We start from the raw sequence: 17446 nt of genomic DNA, 5'->3' as shown, positions 1-17446 counted from the left end.
CCCGCAGCCGCCGGTAAGCTTGTAAAGTCGCAACGCAACAACGAACCACAGCAAGGATTCCTTCAACCATGGATGATCAGATCCTGGTCGTGAACTGCGGAAGTTCTTCCGTGAAAATCGCCCTGTTCAACCGTTCGGGTGAGCCGCTGGTGTCGGCCCTGGCGGAAAAGCTGGGCCAGCAGGACGCCCGCCTGCTACCGGAAGGTGCGGAAGCGGTAGACCTGCCCCACAAAGCCGATCACCGCCAGTCCCTGGCCGCCGCCATCGAATGGCTGCAGGACAATGGGCACCTTGGTAACGCACCGCTGGCCATCGGTCACCGGGTAGTCCATGGCGGGGAAGCCTTTCACCAGGCCGCCCTTCTGGATGACGACGTGATCCGGGCCATCGAGGACTGCGCCAGCCTGGCGCCCCTGCACAACCCGGTGAACCTCGCCGGGATCGAGGCCACCTTGGAGCTTTTTCCCACGGTGCCCCAGGTTGCCGTATTCGATACCGCCTTCCATCAGACCCTGCCCCGCCATGCCTGGCTCTACCCGGTGCCAAAACGGTTTTACACCGACTGGGGTGTGCGGCGCTATGGCTTTCACGGCACCAGCCACCACTACATGGCAGAGGAAGCCGCGCGTCGCCTGGGCAAGCCGCTCAGCGAGACCTCGATCATTTCCGCCCACCTCGGGAATGGTTGCAGCATCACCGCCGTCCGTGACGGCAGGAGCGTAGACACCAGTATGGGTCTGACGCCCCTTGAGGGCCTGGTGATGGGTACCCGCAGTGGCGATGTGGACCCCGGACTGTTCGACTTTCTGGCCAGCAAAGGCATCAGCCCGGAACAGACCCATCGCATCCTCAACCGGGAAAGCGGTTTGCTGGGATTGTCCGGGACCACCAGCGATATGCGAAACCTGCTCACGTCCGCCCGGGATGGCGACAAGGACAGCGAGGATGCCTTTGAAGTCTTCTGTTTCCGGCTGGCACGGTATATCGGTGCCATGATGGTGTCCCTGGATCGCCTGGATGCCCTGGTGTTCACCGGTGGTATCGGAGAGAACAGCGCCGAGGTCCGTGCCCGTACCGCCGAACACCTCTCACTGCCTGGCTTCCGCATCGACCCGAGCAGCAACAATGACCACGGCGGCACCCGGAACGGCACGGTATCGGCAGCGGACAGCCGCTTCAAAATACTGGTTATCCCCACCCGGGAAGAGGCGATGATTGCCCGTGAAGCTGTCGCCCTGGCTACCGGAGAAGCCACCGCGAACCAATCAAAGAATCAATGAAGGAACCTGATACCCATGGCAAAGAGCCTGTTTATAGCCCCCACTGACCTCAATAGCGGCCTGACATCGGTCTGCCTGGGCCTGCTCCGGGCCCTGGACCGCGTCGGTGTGCGGGTTGGCTTCTACAAGCCGGTCAGCCAGCCGGCGAAGTCCTCCGGCGATCAGTCAGCGGACGACTTTTCCGTGCCCTTCGTGCGGGCCCGCTCGGATCTCGACCCGCCGACACCGATTGCCCTGAAAGACGCACAGAGCTTGCTCAACCGGGGCAAGTCCGACGAATTCATGGAAGACATGGTAGGGCGTTTCCAGACCGTAGCACGGGACGTGGACGTGGTCATTGTGGAGGGCCTGGTGCCGGACCGCAGCGAAGCCTATACCGCGCGCATGAATGTGGAGATGGCCCGCAACCTGGGTTCCGAGGTCATACTGGTGTGCAGCCCCGATGGTCGGGACTGTCGCGAGCTGGACGAATGGCTGGATTTCTCGGCGCGGTTGTTTGCCGACCCGGAAGATCCGGACGTTATCGGCGTGGTTCTCAACAAACTGGGCAAACCCGAGCAGACCGGCATGCTGCCGTCGTTCAATCGGCAGGAGCCGGTGACAACACCGGATTATGCCGGCGACTGCAAGATCTTCAACTCCGGCCGTCTGCGCCTGCTGGCGGCCATCCCCTGGCAACCCGAGCTGCTGGCACCACGCATGGCGGACATCGCCCGGGATCTCGGCGCCGACGTGCTGCACGAGGGGGATATGGATACCCGACGGGTGCAGAAAGTAACCGTGTGCGCCCGCACCATCCCCAACATGGTGGACACATTGCGCCCGGGCTCACTGATGGTGACCCCCGGCGACCGGGAGGATATCCTGCTGGCAACCGCGGTTGCGGCCCTCAATGGGGTACCACTGGCAGGCCTGCTACTTACCGGCGGCCTGATGCCGGACCAGCGCACCATCGACCTGTGTCGCCGTGGTCTGGCCACCGGGCTGCCCGTGCTGAAGACAGAAACCAACACCTACGAGACCGCCCACCAGCTGGCCAATCTGCCTGCTGCCGTGCCCGCCGATGACCCGGACCGTATCGAGAAAGTAATGGAAACGGTTGCCTCACGCCTTGATGCCGACTGGCTGCAGCAACATCTCAAGGTGGAACGCCTGCGCCGGCTGTCTCCCCCGGCCTTCCGTCATCAGCTGTCACAGCTTGCCCGCCAGGCCAACAAGCGCATTGTGTTGCCCGAGGGCAACGAGCCACGCACGGTACAGGCTGCCATTATCTGCACCCAGCGGGGGCTGGCCCACTGCATCCTGCTGGGTGAACGGGATGACATCGAGGCCGTGGCTGAATCCCAGGGCATGCCCCTGCCCGAAGATCTTGAGATCATCAACCCCGCCGAGGTCCGGCAGCGCTATATCGAGCCCATGGTGGAATTGCGCAAGCACAAGGGTCTGGCCCCGGATATGGCGGAAGCCATGCTGGAAGACAACGTGGTGCTGGGCACCATGATGGTATCGCAGAACGAGGCGGATGGTCTGGTGTCAGGCGCCGTCCATACCACCGCCAATACGGTTCGACCTGCCCTGCAGCTGATCAAGACGGCGGACAACGCCAAGGTGGTGTCGTCCATATTCTTCATGCTTCTGCCCGAGCAGGTGCTGGTCTACGGCGACTGCGCGATCAATCCCGACCCCGATGCCGAGCAATTGGCCGACATTGCCATCCAGAGCGCGGATTCGGCCAGGGCATTCGGCGTCGACCCGATGGTCGCCATGATCAGCTACAGCACCGGCAGTTCCGGCAGCGGTGCCGACGTGGACAAGGTGCGGGAGGCCACCCGCATTGCCCGGGAACGGCGCCCGGACCTGGTGATTGATGGTCCTCTGCAGTATGACGCCGCGGCCATTGCCGATGTGGGCAGGAGCAAGGCACCGGACAGCCCCGTGGCCGGCAAGGCAACGGTCTTCATCTTCCCCGACCTGAACACCGGCAACACCACCTACAAGGCGGTGCAACGCAGTGCCAATGTAGTCAGTATCGGCCCCATGCTGCAGGGCCTGAGAAAACCCGTCAACGACCTTTCCCGGGGCGCACTGGTGGACGATATCGTGTTCACCATTGCCCTCACGGCGGTCCAGGCATCACAGGCCGAGGCGGCTGGGAGCGAGCAAACGTAGGCCTCGGACCATACCGCCATCAAAAAAGGCAAGGCACCTGTCGGGGCCTTGCCTTTCTCCATCCAACCGACTCTTGCTGAATAACGGGTCAGCCTTTCTTCTTGCTCTTCATCCGCGGCTTCTTGATCTGACGGCCCTGCTTGAGATCATTGTCCTTTTTCACCTTCTGACGCGGCGTCAGCCGATTGACCTTGTTGGCGTAGGGATTCTCACCAGAGATAAACTCGAAGCGAATGGGAGAACCGTTCACCTTGAGGACCTTGCGGAAGGTGTTTTCCAGATAGCGCTTGTACGCCCCGGGCAACGACGCGGTCTGATTACCGTGCACCACGATGACCGGCGGGTTGGAGCCACCCTGATGGGCATACCTGAGCTTGATACGCCGACCGTGCACCATCGGCGGCTGATGCTGGACGACCGCGTCCTGCAGGATTTCCGTCAGGCGGTTGGTGGGCCATTTGGCCATGGCTGAGTCGTAGCAATCCTGAATGGAGTCGTAAAGCAACCCCACCCCTGAACCGTGCAGCGCCGAGATGTAATGCTTGTCGGCATAGTCCAGGAAGTCGAGGCGACGACGTACCTGCTCCTTCACCTTGCTACGCTCCTCCGGGTCCATGCCGTCCCACTTGTTGACGGCTATCACCAGCGACCGCCCGGCATCCAACACAAAACCGATCAGGTGCAGATCCTGGTCCACCAGACCGTCCCGGGCATCAATCACCAGGATGACCACGTGGGCATCCTCAATCGCCTTCAGCGTCTTGATGATGGAGAACTTCTCCACCACTTCGCGCACATTCTTGCGGCGGCGCACCCCGGCAGTATCAATCAGGGTATATTCATGGCCCTGACGCTCATAAGGAATATACACACTGTCACGGGTAGTACCGGGCATGTCGTACACCACTACCCGGTCTTCCCCGAGCATACGATTCACCAGGGTAGACTTGCCCACATTGGGCCGCCCGACCACGCCGATGCGAATGCCAGGGTACTTGTCGGCGGTGTCCTCGCCCTCTTCCTCCAGTTCACCCAGCAGGAGCTCGAGCATGGAACGAATGCCGCGGTTGTGGGCAGCGGCAATCTGGTAAACGGACTCAAAGCCCAGGGCATAGAAGTCGGCTGCTGCCACATCCGGGTCCTGGCCATCCGTCTTGTTGACCACCAGATGGGCCTTTTTGCCGGTGCGACGCAGATGGTCGGCGATCATTTCGTCACCGGCGGTCAGGCCAGCGCGACCGTCCACCAGGAACAGGACGATATCCGCCTCTTCCACCGCCTGCATCGACTGGCGCGCCATTTCCGCGTCCAGCCCGGCCTCATCCCCGGTGAGACCGCCGGTATCGATGACAATGAACCGGCGACCCTCGTAGTTGCCATCGCCGTACTTACGATCTCGGGTCAGGCCCGGAAAATCCGCCACCAGCGCATCGCGTGATCGGGTCATCTGATTGAACAGGGTGGACTTGCCCACGTTGGGGCGGCCCACCAGAGCGATTACCGGTGTCATCAATATCTGCCTGAAATGAACGTCAGGACCGGGCTATTCCCGATCCTCAAGGGTGAATACCGCCAGGCGACCGCCATTGCCATAGACAATCAGTCGGTTCTCCCAGCGAAGCATGGGTGCGCGAATCCCTTCATCATCAAACTCGAGCTGCCCCTGTAACTGGCCGTTATCCTGGGACAGGATGTGGAGGTAGCCTTCAAAGTCCCCCACCACCAGCTGATCGCCAATGGTTGCGGGCGCAGACAGGCGGCGCCAGGACAGGGCATCCTGAACCCACACCTCTTCGAGACTGCTCGCATCGAGGCCTACAACGTCCCCGTTGTCCCTGACAATGAAGATCTTGTTGGGAGCCAGAGCCGGGCTATGGAACGTGGAAGTCGCCCTGCTCCAGATTTCCTCGCCATTGCGAATATCCACCAGCGCCAGCTTGCCCTGATAACCCGCCACCAGGGCGGCGCCCTCGACGACTACCGGTTGTGCGGTGACATCCACCAGGCGTTCCAGCTCGGTACGGCCGGCGGGCTCACCCACCGTGTACTGCCATACCGGCTGACCGTTGGCCGTGGAAAGGGCCACCATCCGGCCATTGGCCAGCGTTACCAGTGCCAGCTCACGCCCCACTACCGGGGCCCCGGTGGCCCGTATGGAGAGGGCGGGCGCGGGCGCATCATACTGCCACAAGCGTTCGCCACTGCCTGCGTCAGCCGCGACTACCTTGCCATCGATGGTCTGGGTCAACACCAGGTTGCCGTTGGACTGGGGAGCGGCCAGTACCTCGTTGGGCATACGCAGGCGCCAGACTTCGTCACCGCTGTCGCGGTCAAGGGCAAGCAATTCCGCATTACCGGTAACCAGATACAGGTGGCGGCTATCACCACCAACGCCGGCCATGATGGTCTCGTCCAGTTCATTGCGCCAGCGTACATCGCCGGTGGCCGGCCCTACCGCAAGCAACTCGCCATCCGCCGACACCGCATACAGGCTGCCGCCAATAATGGCAGGTTCAAGTTGCAGGTACTGGCCATCGTGCCCGTCACCCACGGTCAGAGACCATTGCGACTTCAGAGACACTGTCGACACAACCTCGGGAACCGGGTCCGGTTCCTCGTAGTTTTCCGTGGAACTGCAACCCACCAGCAGCGCTCCCGTCAGACCAAGAGCCACCAGCGGTTTCAACACAGACGTCAGCGGGGCCATCGACATCAGGCATCACCCCCGACGCCCAGGTTGTCCAGCTTGCGCTGCAGCAGACCGACATTACCCATGCCACCGGCATCGCGGGCCCGGAGGTAGGCATCTTCGGCGGCCTCGGTATCACCGCTGGCAATCAGTATATCGCCTTCAAGTTCCGCCAGAATGCTTTCAAATGCACCCATGTTATCCGCACCGCGTACCGTCTCCAGAGCCTCGTCATACTGACCCGCCCCGTACTGGGCACGAGCCAGGCGGGTACGCACTACCAGGGACAGGGCATCACTGGATCCGGACTGCTCCAGCGCCCATTGCAGGGTCTCGGCGGCTGCGGCGGCGTCACCATCGCCCATCATTTGCTGGTTGGCCAGAATCAGCATGGCATAGACCGCGTAGGTAGTGTCGCCATGCTCCTCGCGAACCTGGTTCGCCAGATAGGTTACGGATTCCCGGTCTTCCTCACTGGAGGCCTGCTGGGCCTGTTGCATCAACTGGCCAAAGTCGGCCGCGGCCTGCGCCTGCTTGGTAGCCTGATGGTTCTGCCAGGCCTGCCAGCCAAATACCAGGGCCAGGGCCAGGCCGATGCCAATCAGCAGCGAGCTGCCGTTTTTCTTCCACCACTGCTTGATGGCTTCAATCTGTTCTTCTTCAGTCCGCATTTCGGCCATGTTGACTCCTGTGAGTGTCCTTTCCTGTTGTACTTGTGATTAATGGGTTGGTTGCGCGCCAGGCTCAGACGATGCCGAAATGGCTCGCCAGGTGGCCGCCGGCCTGATCCCGGGAAACCTGCTCCTGTTCTCGGTCTTCGCGCAGGTACTTGAGCCCGACAGTACCCTCGTTGACCTCGTTCTCGCCAATAATAACCGCCACCCGGGCGCCACTGCGGTCGGCCTTCTTCATCTGGCTCTTGAAACTGCCGCCGCCACAATGGGTAACCACGGTGCGCCCGGGCAGTGCCGAGCGTAGTACCTCGCTGACCCGGAACGCCTCAATGGCCGCCTTTTCTCCCATGGCGGTAACATAGACATCGGCGTCAGCATTGACCTCTTCAGGCACCAGCTCAAGGGTTTCCAGCAACAGGATCAGCCGCTCCATACCCATGGCAAAGCCCACCGCTGCCGTCGGCCGCCCTCCAAGCTGCTCCACCAGGCCGTCATAACGACCACCGGCGCAGATGGTGCCCTGGGCACCAAGGCTGTCAGTCACCCACTCGAATACGGTCTTGCCGTAATAGTCAAGGCCCCGCACCAGGCGCTGATTCACCGTGTAGGGCACGCCGGCAGCATCCAGCATGGTGGTGAGCTGCTCAAAGTGCTCGCGTGATTCGTCGTCCAGGAAATCATCCAGTGCCGGAGCATTCTCGAGAATCCTCTGGGTTTCGGTGTTCTTGGAATCGAGAATGCGCAGCGGGTTGGTCAGCAGCCGGCGCTGGCTGTCCGGATCCAGGTCGGCACGGTAATCCCCAAGATACTCCACCAGAGCCTGACGATACTCCGCCCGGGCTTCAGACGTACCGATGCTGTTGATTTCCAGACGGGCATACTCTGCCAGGCCCAGAGACTGCCACAGGCGGGCGGTGAGAATCAGCAGCTCCGCGTCAATGTCCGGGCCGTCCATGCCGAAACATTCCACACCTACCTGGTGGAACTGGCGGTAACGCCCTTTCTGTGGGCGTTCATGGCGAAACATGGGGCCGGTGTACCAGAGGCGACGGCTCTGGTTGAACAGCAGACCATGCTCTTCCGCGGCGCGCACACAGCCGGCGGTACCTTCAGGCCGCAGGGTCAGGCTGTCTCCATTGCGATCGTCGAAGGTGTACATTTCCTTTTCGACGATGTCGGTGACTTCACCGATGGAGCGCCGGAACAGCTCAGTGTGCTCCACCACCGGCAAACGAATCTCCTGGTACCCGTAAGCCCCCAGTACATCCCTTACCCTGGATTCGAGAAACTGCCATACCGGGGTCTGTTCTGGCAGGATGTCGTTCATCCCGCGGATTGCCTGAATCTTAGCCAAAGTAAAACCTTTTTCGTGTTGGTAGCGCCGGCCGGGGCCTGTTAATCACCGGATTTCGCAATAATCGACTCTTCCTGCTCTCTGCGACGGGCGGCTTCTTCCCGGATCAGCCGCTCCAGGTCGTCCGTCAGGGTCGCATTGTCCAGTTTCTGGTTGGGTTTGCCAGCGGCATAGAACAGGTTTTTCGGCGAACCGCCGGTCAGACCCAGATCCGCCACCTTGGCTTCACCCGGACCATTGACGATACAGCCGATGATGGCCACGTCCAGGGGCACGTTGACGTCCTCCAGCCGGGCTTCGAGGTCGTTCATGGTCTGGATAACATCGAAGTTCTGGCGGGAGCAGCTGGGACAGGCGACAAAGTTGATACCACGGCTACGCAGCCGCAGGCTCTTGAGAATATCGAAGCCTACCTTGATTTCCTCGACCGGGTCTGCCGCGAGGGACACGCGGATGGTGTCGCCGATTCCGTCCATCAGCAACATGCCGAGGCCAACGGAGGATTTGACGGTACCAGAGCGTAAACCGCCGGCCTCGGTGATACCAAGGTGCAGGGGCTGCTCGATCTGGCTGGCAATCTTGCGATAGGCGTCCACGGTCATGAACACTTCCGAGGCCTTCAGGCTGACCTTGAAGTCCTGAAAATCATGGCGGTCAAGAATATCGACATTGCGCATGGCAGACTCCACCAGGGCGTCCGCCGTGGGTTCGCCATACTTGCGCTGCAGGTCTTTGCCAAGGGAGCCGGCGTTGACACCGATGCGTATGGGAATGCCCCGGTCCCGGGCCGCTGAGATAACCGCACTGATCCGGTCTTCCCGACCGATATTGCCCGGGTTGATGCGCAGGCAGTCCACACCCAGCTCCGCCACCCGCAGGGCGATCTTGTAATCAAAATGGATATCCGCCACCAGTGGCAGGGAGACCCGTTTACGGATCTTGCCGAAGGCCTCCGCCGCCTCCATGCTGGGTACCGAAACCCGCACGATATCGGCACCGGCCTGCTCAAGGGCGCTGATCTGTGCCACGGTGGCATCCACGTCGCAGGTTTCCGTGTTGGTCATGCTCTGCACCGCAATGGGCGCATCACCACCCACCGGTACATTACCCACCATGATCTGCCGTGACTTACGTCTTTTAATGGGAGATTCGAGCTTCATAAACGGTCAAACCGATGTGAAAGAATGAAAGAGTCGCTGAACTGAAGGATACTCTGTTGCGAGTTCACCTGTATGACAATCAGTCCGACAGGTTCAGCACCAGCCGGTCATTTCGGGCGCGACGGTCGGCCAGGTTGACCGGCTCACCGCTATAACTCAGCGCTGACACCGCACTGACGGCACCCAACACCACTCTTAACGGGCCATTACCGGTGACGTCAAGGGTCTCACCGGACCGGCGCAGTTCTGCAACCAGAGTGCGGCCGGTGCTGTCCTGAACTTCAACCCAGCAGTCCCCCGAAAACTCCACCACCAGGCGCCCCTGATTATCCGCCGGCACAACCGTGTCCGGTTCGGGCGGCGGGCTACTTTCAGCAGGAGGCTCTGCCCGTGTGTCTGCCACGGAGTCCGGCTCAGGGACGGGCTGAAGTGACGTCTGTGGCGAAGGGTCTGCTGTTCCCACGAGCGGAGCGGTATCAGTCTCTGCGGGTTCCGCAGCGCCAGGCGATGCGTCCCCGACCTCATCCGGGATGGCGGACTCCTGGTCTACGCCCTCATCCTCTGTCGGCTCTGACGCCGCTAACGGCGCTTCGACCAGTGTATCGTCGTCAGATACGCTACCGCCATTATCCGTCGGTTCAGCGGGTACCAGGGCTTCTGTCCCGTCTGACTCGTCGGTTACCGGATCGTCGGTGGCGCTTCCGGCCGGTGGCTCCTGGGTCGCCAGGTACAGGGCTCCAACGTAGAACAGCACGGCAAGAGCCAGCAGCACGCTAACAATCTTCGCAATCTGGCGTTTACGACGCTTACGGCGCTCAATGGTAACCAGCGGGCTGGCTTCCACCCGCGCCTGCCGCTCCTCCCGCATCGGCTCCAGCTCCTTGTCGAGCTGGCGCACCACGCTGTCGGGGTCGATACCCACATGGGTTGCGTAAGCCCGGACATACCCCTTGAGGAACAACTCACTGTCGATCCGACGGTAGTCTCCACTTTCGATGGCGCTGATGATTGCGGGTCTGAGATGCTGTTTTGCGGCCACTTCGGCCACGGACAACCCGACGGTCTCGCGGGCTTGCCGGAGTCGCTCACCCACCGTTGGCTGGCTGGTGTCCTGGCTGGCGTTATCCGTTGTCATCGGCCAATATTACCTTGTATTTTCTGTATTCTTCCGAGTCCGGAAAGCGGTTGCGCAGCAACAGCGCGAGGCTTGATTCCTGGTCATAGTTGCGCAGATGCCGCGCAATACGGATGCCCACCAGCAGACTCTCCGGCGTGTGTTCAAGCCGCGGGCTGCGCTGCATCATCGACAGCAGCCGGTCATAGTAACGAGCCGCCGCAGTGTAATCACCGGTAGCCACAAGTGAGCGGGACAGAGCGAGCAGCCAGCGGGGGTCGCCTCTGCCCAGCTCCAGTGCCCGGCGATAGGCATTCACCGCCCCGTCCATGTCGTCCATTTTTTCACTGGCGCGACCGAGGTTATAGAATACCGACGCCCGGTCGTAATAACGGGTATCTCGACTCGCCTGACGAAACTGCTCCCGGGCCTCCTCATAACGCCCGTCGCCATACAGGAAAGCACCGTAAAACACCCGACCACGGGTGTAGCCGGAATCATTCCGCAGGGCCTTGCGATAGGATTCCTCAGCCAGTTCCGGGTCTCCTTCCGTCTGGTAAAGCAACCCCTGGGTGGCCAGGGCTGCGGCATTGCTGGGCTGAAGCTCCAGCGCCCGCTCCAGATGCATGCGAGAACGGTCGTAGTTACCCTGGGAAAGGTAAGCGGTTGCAAGTTGCACGTAGTTGGCGACAGCCCGGTCCTCATCCTCCTCGCGGGCAAAGCGGCTATCGGTAACGGTCACGCAACCGGCAAACAGGCTTGCAAGAAGCAACATGCACACAGACAGGGAGAGCCGGATCCGGCCTGACAACTCTGGTGACAATACTGGACGCATGGTGTTTTCCTGAAGCCTCGACAAATGTTAGGGAGTCATCTGCTGAACCGGAATATAACGCTGGCTACGTTTTGTCCGGTCCTCCACGCGACCAACAAGCTGGCCGCAGGCAGCGTCGATATCATCGCCTCTTGTGGTACGAATCGTTGTGATGTAACCCGCTTCATTGAGAATTTTCTGGAAACGCCGGGTCGCATTCATGCTCGGCCGGCGGAAATCGCTCTCCGGAAACGGGTTAAAAGGAATCAGGTTGATCTTGCACGGCAAACCGCGCAACACAACGGCCAGCTCATGGGCATGCTCTGGCTGGTCATTCATGTTCTCTATCACCGTGTATTCGATGGTGGCCTTGCGCTTGTCGGGCAGACCACTCAGATAACGGCGGGTGGCGGCCAGCAGATCGGCAATAGGATACTTCTTGTTGAGCGGCACCAGTTGATTGCGCAGCTCGTCATTGGGCGCGTGCAGGGATATGGCGAGGGACACGTCACTGACCTCTCCCAGACGGTCCAGAGCGGGAATAACACCCGACGTACTCACTGTCACCCGACGCTTGGAAATACCATAGGCCAGGTCTTCCATCATCAGGTTCATGGCATCCACCACGTTGTCGAAGTTGAGCAGGGGTTCGCCCATACCCATCATGACCACGTTGGTTATCGGCCGGTCACCATTGGGTTCGAACGGCATGAACGCCTTGCGGGCCACCCATACCTGACCAATGATTTCCGCCGCAGTGAGGTTGCGATTGAAGCCGCGCTTGCCAGTGGAACAGAAGGTGCAGTCGAGACTGCAGCCAATCTGGGAGGAGACACACAACGTGCCCCGCTCGCCGTCCGGTATCAGCACGGTTTCGACACTGTTGCCGGAATCCATGCGCATGACCCATTTGCGGGTACCATCTTTGGACGTTTCGTCGTAGACCACCTCCGGGCCACGAACTTCCGCCACCAGCTTGAGCTTTTCCCGCAGGGCCTTGCTCATGTTGGTCATCTGATCGAAATCGTCCGCACCGCGCTGGTGAATCCACTGCAACACCTGGGTCGCACGGAAGCGTTTCTCCCCCATGGACTCGAAGAACGCCTCAAGCTTTGACTTGGGCATCCCCAACAGGTTGGTTTTTTCTACAGCAGCAGTCATGGTCAGTCTCGATCAGATAACAGGCGGGGCGACCGTAGCCGCCCCGGACAGCTTCAGCCGCGGGGGCAGATTTCACTGTCGTTGAAGAAATAGGCAATCTCGCGCTCGGCAGAGGCCGCAGAGTCAGAACCGTGAACCGCATTGGCATCGATGGACTCGGCGAAATCCGCACGGATAGTGCCGGCTTCGGCTTCTTTCGGGTTGGTGGCACCCATCAGATCACGGTTCTTGGCAATGGCGCCCTCGCCTTCCAGTACCTGAACCACAACCGGACCAGAGGTCATGAAAGCAACCAGATCGGGGAAGAACGGGCGTTCCTTGTGCTCCGCGTAGAAACCTTCCGCCTGCTCCTGGGACAGATGCATCATCTTGGCGGCGACGATTTTCAGGCCGGCTTTCTCGAAGCGGGTGTAGATCTCGCCGATAACGTTCTTGGCGACGGCATCAGGCTTCACGATAGAGAGCGTACGCTCGTTGGACATAATTATTTGCTCCAGTTGGGTTTCAGGTCAGAATTCCGGCCTGAGATTATACGCAGTAAGGGGCCGGCTGCCTACCGACAGCGGCCCCCCGGATAATTCTTCTCGTGGCCGGGTCAGGCGGAGGCGCGACGGCGTTCCCGCAACCGGCTGACCACGGTGTTGATCTGCTCTACCGCGTGGTCGACTTCTTCCGCCGTGGTGAAACGCCCCAGCGAGAAGCGAAGGCCGGCATGGGCCTGTGCATCACTGAGACCGATGGCCGTCAGTACATAGGATGGTTCCATGGTGGCCGACGCGCAGGCTGACCCGGAGGAAACCGCCAGGTCCCGCAACCCCAACATCAGGGATTCGGCCTCCACACCCTCGAAGCCAAGATTGAGGATACCGGGCACACGCTGGTCCGGATGGCCATGCAAACGGACCCCCGACAGGGTTCCGATACCCTCCAGAAAGCGGTCACGCAGGGCTTCGAGCTTCGCCGCTTCCTCGTCAAGCACAGCCGCGGCCAGCTCGAAAGCCCTGCCCATTCCGGCAATCTGGTGGGTAGGCAAGGTACCGGAACGCATGCCCCGCTCGTGCCCGCCACCATGGATCTGGGCATCAATGCGCACATCCGGCGAGCGGCGCACGAACAGCGCCCCCATACCCTTGGGCCCATAGACCTTGTGCGCGGACAGCGCCACCAGGTCAGCCTTGAGCGCCCCCACGTCAACCCGCATCTTGCCGGCGGCCTGGGCGGCATCCACATGAAACAGGATGCCTCTGGAGCGCAGCAGATCGCCGACCGGACCGAGGTCGCTGATTGTCCCCAGCTCATTATTGACCAGCATCAGGCTGACCAGCAGGGTTTCCGGCCGCAGGGCCGCTTCCACCTGAGTTGCGGAAATGGCGCCGGAGTCATCCGGGGACAGGCGAGTGACATCACAGCCCTGGCTTTCCAGCCAGGTACAGGTATCCAGTACCGCCTTGTGCTCAATGGCGGAGGTAATGATATGCGGGCGCATCCCTTCCTTGCGGTTGGCCGATACGGCGCCCTTGATCGCAAGGTTATCGGACTCGGTCGCGCCCGATGTCCAGACGATTTCCCGGGGGTCGGCCCCGATCAGCTGGGCCACCTGGCGACGGGCATTCTCGACCGCCGCTTCCGCCTGCCAGCCAAAGCCGTGGGAGCGGCTGGCAGGATTGCCGAACACCCCATCAATAGTGAGATAGCCAGCCATGGTGTCAGCAACGGCAGGATCCACAGGCGTGGTCGCTGCGTAATCAAGGTAAATGGGTGTCTTCATGGTCCTGTATGCGTCAGGCGGGCGCCCGGCTGTCCAGGCGCTCGGTGTTGATGGTATCGGTCGCTTTGTCGGGCGACGGCTTGCCGTCCTGGCGATTGGCGACAGCCTGGATCTCACGCTTGTTCATGAGGTCCGCAAGACTGATCCGGCTGAGGAACTGATGGATCTGATCGCTCAGATCAGACCAGAGATGGTGGGTCAGACACATCTCGCCATTCTGGCAATCACCTTTGTGACTACAGCGGGTGGTATCAAGGGATTCATTGACAGCATCCACCACATCGGCGATGAACACCTGGTCACTTGTCCTGCTCAGGCGATAGCCGCCACCGGGGCCCCGTACACTGGCCACAAGCTTCTCACGACGAAGACGGGCGAACAATTGCTCGAGATAGGACAGCGAAATGCCCTGACGCCGGGAAATATCCGCCAGACTGACCGGCCCTTCGTCACCATGGAGGGCGAGATCGAGCATAGCGGTTACGGCGTACCGGCCCTTGGTTGTCAGTCGCATATCGGCTGCCCTGGCTAAGAGTTACAGCTCCAGAGTATGAATTGACCTACTGTTTTGGTCAAGTATTCAACCCCGGCCATGATGTCAGCGGCTTTCCGCAGCCTTATCAGAATCATCCCGCACACAGTCAAACTCCTCCGCATCCAGCGGCGGCAACTCACCGTTGTCGACGTAGTCCTGATTAACCTTGCGAATAGCGGTGCACATTTTCTCGATGCGCTCGTCCACGGCATGCATGTGATCCAGCAGGCTGCGCATGGCCCGCGCAACCGGATCGGGCATTTCCTCGGTCACGCCATAGGCATCAAAGCCCATGCGTTCTTCCATCTCCTTGCGCCGGCCCTCACTGGCGTTGCTCTTGACCACGACCCGACCGGGAATACCGACCACGGTGGCCCCGGCAGGCACTTCCTTGGTGACCACCGAGTTGGAGCCGATCTTGGCACCCTCGCCCACCTCAAACGGACCCAGAATCTTCGCACCTGCACCCACCACAACACCATTGCCAATGGTAGGGTGACGCTTGCCCTTGTTCCAACTGGTCCCACCCAGGGTTACCCCCTGGTAGAGAGTGACGTCGTCTCCGATAATCGTGGTCTCGCCGATAACCACCCCCATGCCGTGATCGATAAAGAAGCGGCGACCGATTGTCGCGCCCGGGTGAATCTCGATACCGGTCAGCCAGCGGGAGAATGTGGAAATACTGCGCGCCAGCCACTTGAGCCCCGCATTCCACACCCGATGCGCCAGCCGATGGAGCAACAGCGCATGCAAACCCGGGTAGTTGGTCAGAACCTCGAAGGTATTCCTGGCAGCCGGGTCCCGGTGGAACACACTACCGATGTCCTCTTTGATTCGCTCAAACATCTGTCTGGTCCTGTTTTTTTGAGCTGACGCCCGCCGAAGGATCGGAGGCCGATTTCTGTACTGCCGTAAGGATACCCCGAAGGATATTGACTTCCATCTGGTCCGGCCTAGCCCGCTGGTAAAGGCGTCTGAGCCGCGTCATTAACTGACGGGGGTTGTCCCTGCGATGAAAATCGATCCCGGCCAGCGTATCTTCCAGGTGACTGAAGAACCCCTCCAGTTCCGATACGGTTGCCGGTGGCACATCCCAACCCGGATCCTCAGGCGAATTAATAGCCTTGAGTTGCGGATTGCTGTCGCTGTTTTCAAGCCCCCGCAGGTATTCCATGCGGATCTCGTAACACATCACCTGCACCGCCATGGCCACGTTGAGAGAACTGTAGTCAGGGTTCGTGGGAATGTGTATATGAACGTGGCAGCGCTGCAACTCCTCGTTGCTCAGGCCATTGTTCTCACGGCCGAACACCACCGCCACTTCCCCCTTGCCATGATAGTCGCCCACCTGACGGGCGGCATCGGTGGGCGACATCACCGGCCAGGGAACCTTGCGGCCACGGGCACTGGTGCCCATGACCAGAACGCAGTCCTCGATGGCCTCGTCCAGGCTCGATACCACCCGGGCACGATCAAGAACATCCGAGGCACCGGCGGCGCGGGCGTAGGACGTCTCATCAGGAAATGCCCTCGGATTGACCAGACACAGATTGCCCAGGCCCATATTCTTCATCGCACGGGCCACGGCCCCGATGTTTCCGGAATGCGAGGTTTCCATCATCACCACCCGGACATAGTCCCGGGCCGGCAGATCGAAGGTACTGGGAAGAGCAGGCTTGTGCATGGCAGTGTAAATCCGGCAACTGTATAAACGAAATGGCGGCATATGTTACCAGAGTGGACCCCCGTTTGGGGTCCGGTTTTTTCCGACAGCCCCCTTCCGCAACTACCGCGAAGCCCTCTATGGAGGTCTTTACGGAGTGGAAAAACGTTTAAGGCACACCGGCGATTTGCTATCATCGCGCCTTTGATCACTCCAGATACTGAAGAGTCCGATGCAACCAGCCATAAAGATGGCCCTGCGCGTCGCGCGCCAGGGTGCCGATTACCTGAAAGCCCATTTTGAACGCCAGGATATCGCCGGCAACGAGCCCGGTGAGCGGCAACGCCAGTTGGACCGGGTGACCGGCAAGATCTACGAGAATTTCGCCGAGCAACTGCAGAAGGCCTATAAGGACCACTACATTGCCCCGGCCGACAATGGCAGTGCCGACGGCCACAGCCTGAGCTGGCATATCTTCCCGGTACTGGGTGCCGACAACCTGATGCGGGGCATCCCCGAGTTTGTGGTGGCTCTGGTCCAGAAAAAGGATGGCCGCACGGAGAACCTGCTGCTGATCAACCCGGTTACCGGCGAGGAATACTCCGCCAGCCGTGGCCGTGGCGCCGCCCTGAACAGCCGTCGCATGCGCGCCAGCGAGATCAAGCACCTTAGCGAAGCCGTGGTGGCATCCAACCTGCTCGATCAGGCCCGGGGCGCTGAAGACCCGCTCATCTGGGGTGAACTTTCAGCCCAGGTTGCCAGCCAGGCGGAACAGTTCCGCAGCACCGGCTGCAGCGTGCTGGACATCGCCCGGGTGGCGGCCGGCCACATGGACGCCGTGGTGCTGTTCCGCCCCACACCGGAAGACCGTGACATCGGCCTCGCCCTGGCCAATGAGTCCGGCGTACTCAGCAGCGACTTCTCCGGCAACCCTGCCAGCGCTGACTCACGCCAGCTGGCCATTGCCAACCCGAAGCTGATGCGGGAAGTACTGCGCACCCTGCACCCCTTCCAGGCTCGCCTTCCCCGCTAGTTACAAGCGGTCATGACTCTGCCCGGGGCGTG

16 protein-coding genes are annotated in these 17446 nt (G+C 60.8%); 3 read left to right on the top strand and 13 right to left on the bottom strand.

What is annotated here, in order from left to right; all coding sequences use genetic code 11:
* The first annotated feature begins 68 nt into the window (after window positions 1-68).
* Together ACFOZ5_RS07735 and pta are read left to right on the top strand one after the other, a co-directional pair.
* Window positions 69-1280: an acetate/propionate family kinase gene (locus ACFOZ5_RS07735; protein ID WP_379886458.1), complete on the top strand. Its 1212-nt coding sequence runs from the start codon at window positions 69-71 to the stop codon at window positions 1278-1280.
* A 15-nt stretch (window positions 1281-1295) separates the two neighbouring features.
* A complete protein-coding gene (pta, locus tag ACFOZ5_RS07730; protein ID WP_379886457.1) occupies window positions 1296-3449 on the top strand; it encodes a phosphate acetyltransferase in 2154 nt (717 codons plus the stop codon).
* An 88-nt stretch (window positions 3450-3537) separates the two neighbouring features.
* On the opposite strand, the gene der is transcribed toward pta, so the two are convergent.
* The 13 genes from der to trmJ form a co-directional block, all read right to left on the bottom strand.
* Window positions 3538-4959 carry a ribosome biogenesis GTPase Der gene (gene der / locus ACFOZ5_RS07725; protein WP_379886456.1) on the bottom strand — a complete coding sequence of 474 codons (1422 nt, stop codon included), beginning with the start codon at window positions 4957-4959 and terminating at the stop codon, window positions 3538-3540.
* Window positions 4960-4992: 33 nt separating this feature from the next.
* Window positions 4993-6162, bottom strand: a complete 1170-nt coding sequence (bamB, locus tag ACFOZ5_RS07720; protein ID WP_379886455.1) for an outer membrane protein assembly factor BamB — start codon at window positions 6160-6162, stop codon at window positions 4993-4995.
* Entirely contained in the window at window positions 6162-6818 is a 657-nt protein-coding gene (locus ACFOZ5_RS07715; protein ID WP_379886454.1) for a YfgM family protein, read from the bottom strand. Before ACFOZ5_RS07715 ends, bamB begins: the two co-directional genes overlap by 1 nt.
* A gap of 64 nt (window positions 6819-6882) precedes the next feature.
* The gene (gene hisS, locus ACFOZ5_RS07710) at window positions 6883-8166 is read right to left on the bottom strand and encodes a histidine--tRNA ligase (protein WP_379886453.1); all 1284 of its coding nucleotides are present in this window, start codon (window positions 8164-8166) and stop codon (window positions 6883-6885) included.
* A 41-nt stretch (window positions 8167-8207) separates the two neighbouring features.
* Entirely contained in the window at window positions 8208-9326 is a 1119-nt protein-coding gene (gene ispG / locus ACFOZ5_RS07705) for a flavodoxin-dependent (E)-4-hydroxy-3-methylbut-2-enyl-diphosphate synthase (protein ID WP_379886452.1), read from the bottom strand.
* 79 nt (window positions 9327-9405) lie between these two features.
* Window positions 9406-10461: a RodZ domain-containing protein gene (locus tag ACFOZ5_RS07700; protein WP_379886451.1), complete on the bottom strand. Its 1056-nt coding sequence runs from the start codon at window positions 10459-10461 to the stop codon at window positions 9406-9408.
* Complete coding sequence (gene pilW, locus ACFOZ5_RS07695; protein WP_379886450.1) at window positions 10448-11275, bottom strand: type IV pilus biogenesis/stability protein PilW; 828 nt, start codon at window positions 11273-11275, stop codon at window positions 10448-10450. The genes ACFOZ5_RS07700 and pilW overlap by 14 nt, the downstream gene beginning before the upstream one ends.
* Before the next feature lie 27 nt (window positions 11276-11302).
* A complete protein-coding gene (gene rlmN, locus ACFOZ5_RS07690) occupies window positions 11303-12415 on the bottom strand; it encodes a 23S rRNA (adenine(2503)-C(2))-methyltransferase RlmN (protein WP_379886449.1) in 1113 nt (370 codons plus the stop codon).
* Window positions 12416-12468: 53 nt separating this feature from the next.
* Window positions 12469-12897: a nucleoside-diphosphate kinase gene (ndk, locus tag ACFOZ5_RS07685; RefSeq protein WP_379886448.1), complete on the bottom strand. Its 429-nt coding sequence runs from the start codon at window positions 12895-12897 to the stop codon at window positions 12469-12471.
* A 113-nt stretch (window positions 12898-13010) separates the two neighbouring features.
* A complete protein-coding gene (locus tag ACFOZ5_RS07680) occupies window positions 13011-14183 on the bottom strand; it encodes an IscS subfamily cysteine desulfurase (RefSeq protein ID WP_379886447.1) in 1173 nt (390 codons plus the stop codon).
* A gap of 13 nt (window positions 14184-14196) precedes the next feature.
* Window positions 14197-14697, bottom strand: coding sequence for a Fe-S cluster assembly transcriptional regulator IscR (gene iscR / locus ACFOZ5_RS07675; protein ID WP_379886446.1), 501 nt, complete (start codon window positions 14695-14697; stop codon window positions 14197-14199).
* A gap of 84 nt (window positions 14698-14781) precedes the next feature.
* The gene (gene cysE, locus ACFOZ5_RS07670; RefSeq protein ID WP_379886445.1) at window positions 14782-15564 is read right to left on the bottom strand and encodes a serine O-acetyltransferase; all 783 of its coding nucleotides are present in this window, start codon (window positions 15562-15564) and stop codon (window positions 14782-14784) included.
* Window positions 15557-16402 (bottom strand): tRNA (cytosine(32)/uridine(32)-2'-O)-methyltransferase TrmJ, encoded by an 846-nt coding sequence (gene trmJ, locus ACFOZ5_RS07665; RefSeq protein WP_379886444.1) that lies wholly within the window; start codon window positions 16400-16402, stop codon window positions 15557-15559. Before trmJ ends, cysE begins: the two co-directional genes overlap by 8 nt.
* A 211-nt stretch (window positions 16403-16613) precedes the next feature.
* On the opposite strand from trmJ, the gene ACFOZ5_RS07660 reads away from it, so the two are divergent.
* A complete protein-coding gene (locus tag ACFOZ5_RS07660) occupies window positions 16614-17414 on the top strand; it encodes an inositol monophosphatase family protein (protein ID WP_379886443.1) in 801 nt (266 codons plus the stop codon).
* Window positions 17415-17446 lie beyond the last annotated feature (32 nt).

The organism is Marinobacter lacisalsi (assembly GCF_042651045.1).
Classification (GTDB): Bacteria; Pseudomonadota; Gammaproteobacteria; order Pseudomonadales; family Oleiphilaceae; genus Marinobacter; species Marinobacter lacisalsi.
The sequence above is the reverse complement of the archived record's forward strand: the minus strand, read 5'-3'. Positions and strand labels throughout refer to the sequence as shown.

What these genes read in the sequence shown, in the direction of transcription:
- ACFOZ5_RS07735 (WP_379886458.1), top strand. Translation starts at nt 69, where the DNA reads ATGGATGATCAGATCCTGGTCGTGAACTGCGGAAGTTCTTCCGTGAAA.
- pta (WP_379886457.1), top strand. Translation starts at nt 1,296, where the DNA reads ATGGCAAAGAGCCTGTTTATAGCCCCCACTGACCTCAATAGCGGCCTG.
- der (WP_379886456.1), bottom strand. Translation starts at nt 4,959, where the DNA reads ATGACACCGGTAATCGCTCTGGTGGGCCGCCCCAACGTGGGCAAGTCC.
- bamB (WP_379886455.1), bottom strand. Translation starts at nt 6,162, where the DNA reads ATGTCGATGGCCCCGCTGACGTCTGTGTTGAAACCGCTGGTGGCTCTT.
- ACFOZ5_RS07715 (WP_379886454.1), bottom strand. Translation starts at nt 6,818, where the DNA reads ATGGCCGAAATGCGGACTGAAGAAGAACAGATTGAAGCCATCAAGCAG.
- ispG (WP_379886452.1), bottom strand. Translation starts at nt 9,326, where the DNA reads ATGAAGCTCGAATCTCCCATTAAAAGACGTAAGTCACGGCAGATCATG.
- ACFOZ5_RS07700 (WP_379886451.1), bottom strand. Translation starts at nt 10,461, where the DNA reads ATGACAACGGATAACGCCAGCCAGGACACCAGCCAGCCAACGGTGGGT.
- pilW (WP_379886450.1), bottom strand. Translation starts at nt 11,275, where the DNA reads ATGCGTCCAGTATTGTCACCAGAGTTGTCAGGCCGGATCCGGCTCTCC.
- rlmN (WP_379886449.1), bottom strand. Translation starts at nt 12,415, where the DNA reads ATGACTGCTGCTGTAGAAAAAACCAACCTGTTGGGGATGCCCAAGTCA.
- ndk (WP_379886448.1), bottom strand. Translation starts at nt 12,897, where the DNA reads ATGTCCAACGAGCGTACGCTCTCTATCGTGAAGCCTGATGCCGTCGCC.
- ACFOZ5_RS07680 (WP_379886447.1), bottom strand. Translation starts at nt 14,183, where the DNA reads ATGAAGACACCCATTTACCTTGATTACGCAGCGACCACGCCTGTGGAT.
- iscR (WP_379886446.1), bottom strand. Translation starts at nt 14,697, where the DNA reads ATGCGACTGACAACCAAGGGCCGGTACGCCGTAACCGCTATGCTCGAT.
- cysE (WP_379886445.1), bottom strand. Translation starts at nt 15,564, where the DNA reads ATGTTTGAGCGAATCAAAGAGGACATCGGTAGTGTGTTCCACCGGGAC.
- trmJ (WP_379886444.1), bottom strand. Translation starts at nt 16,402, where the DNA reads ATGCACAAGCCTGCTCTTCCCAGTACCTTCGATCTGCCGGCCCGGGAC.
- ACFOZ5_RS07660 (WP_379886443.1), top strand. Translation starts at nt 16,614, where the DNA reads ATGCAACCAGCCATAAAGATGGCCCTGCGCGTCGCGCGCCAGGGTGCC.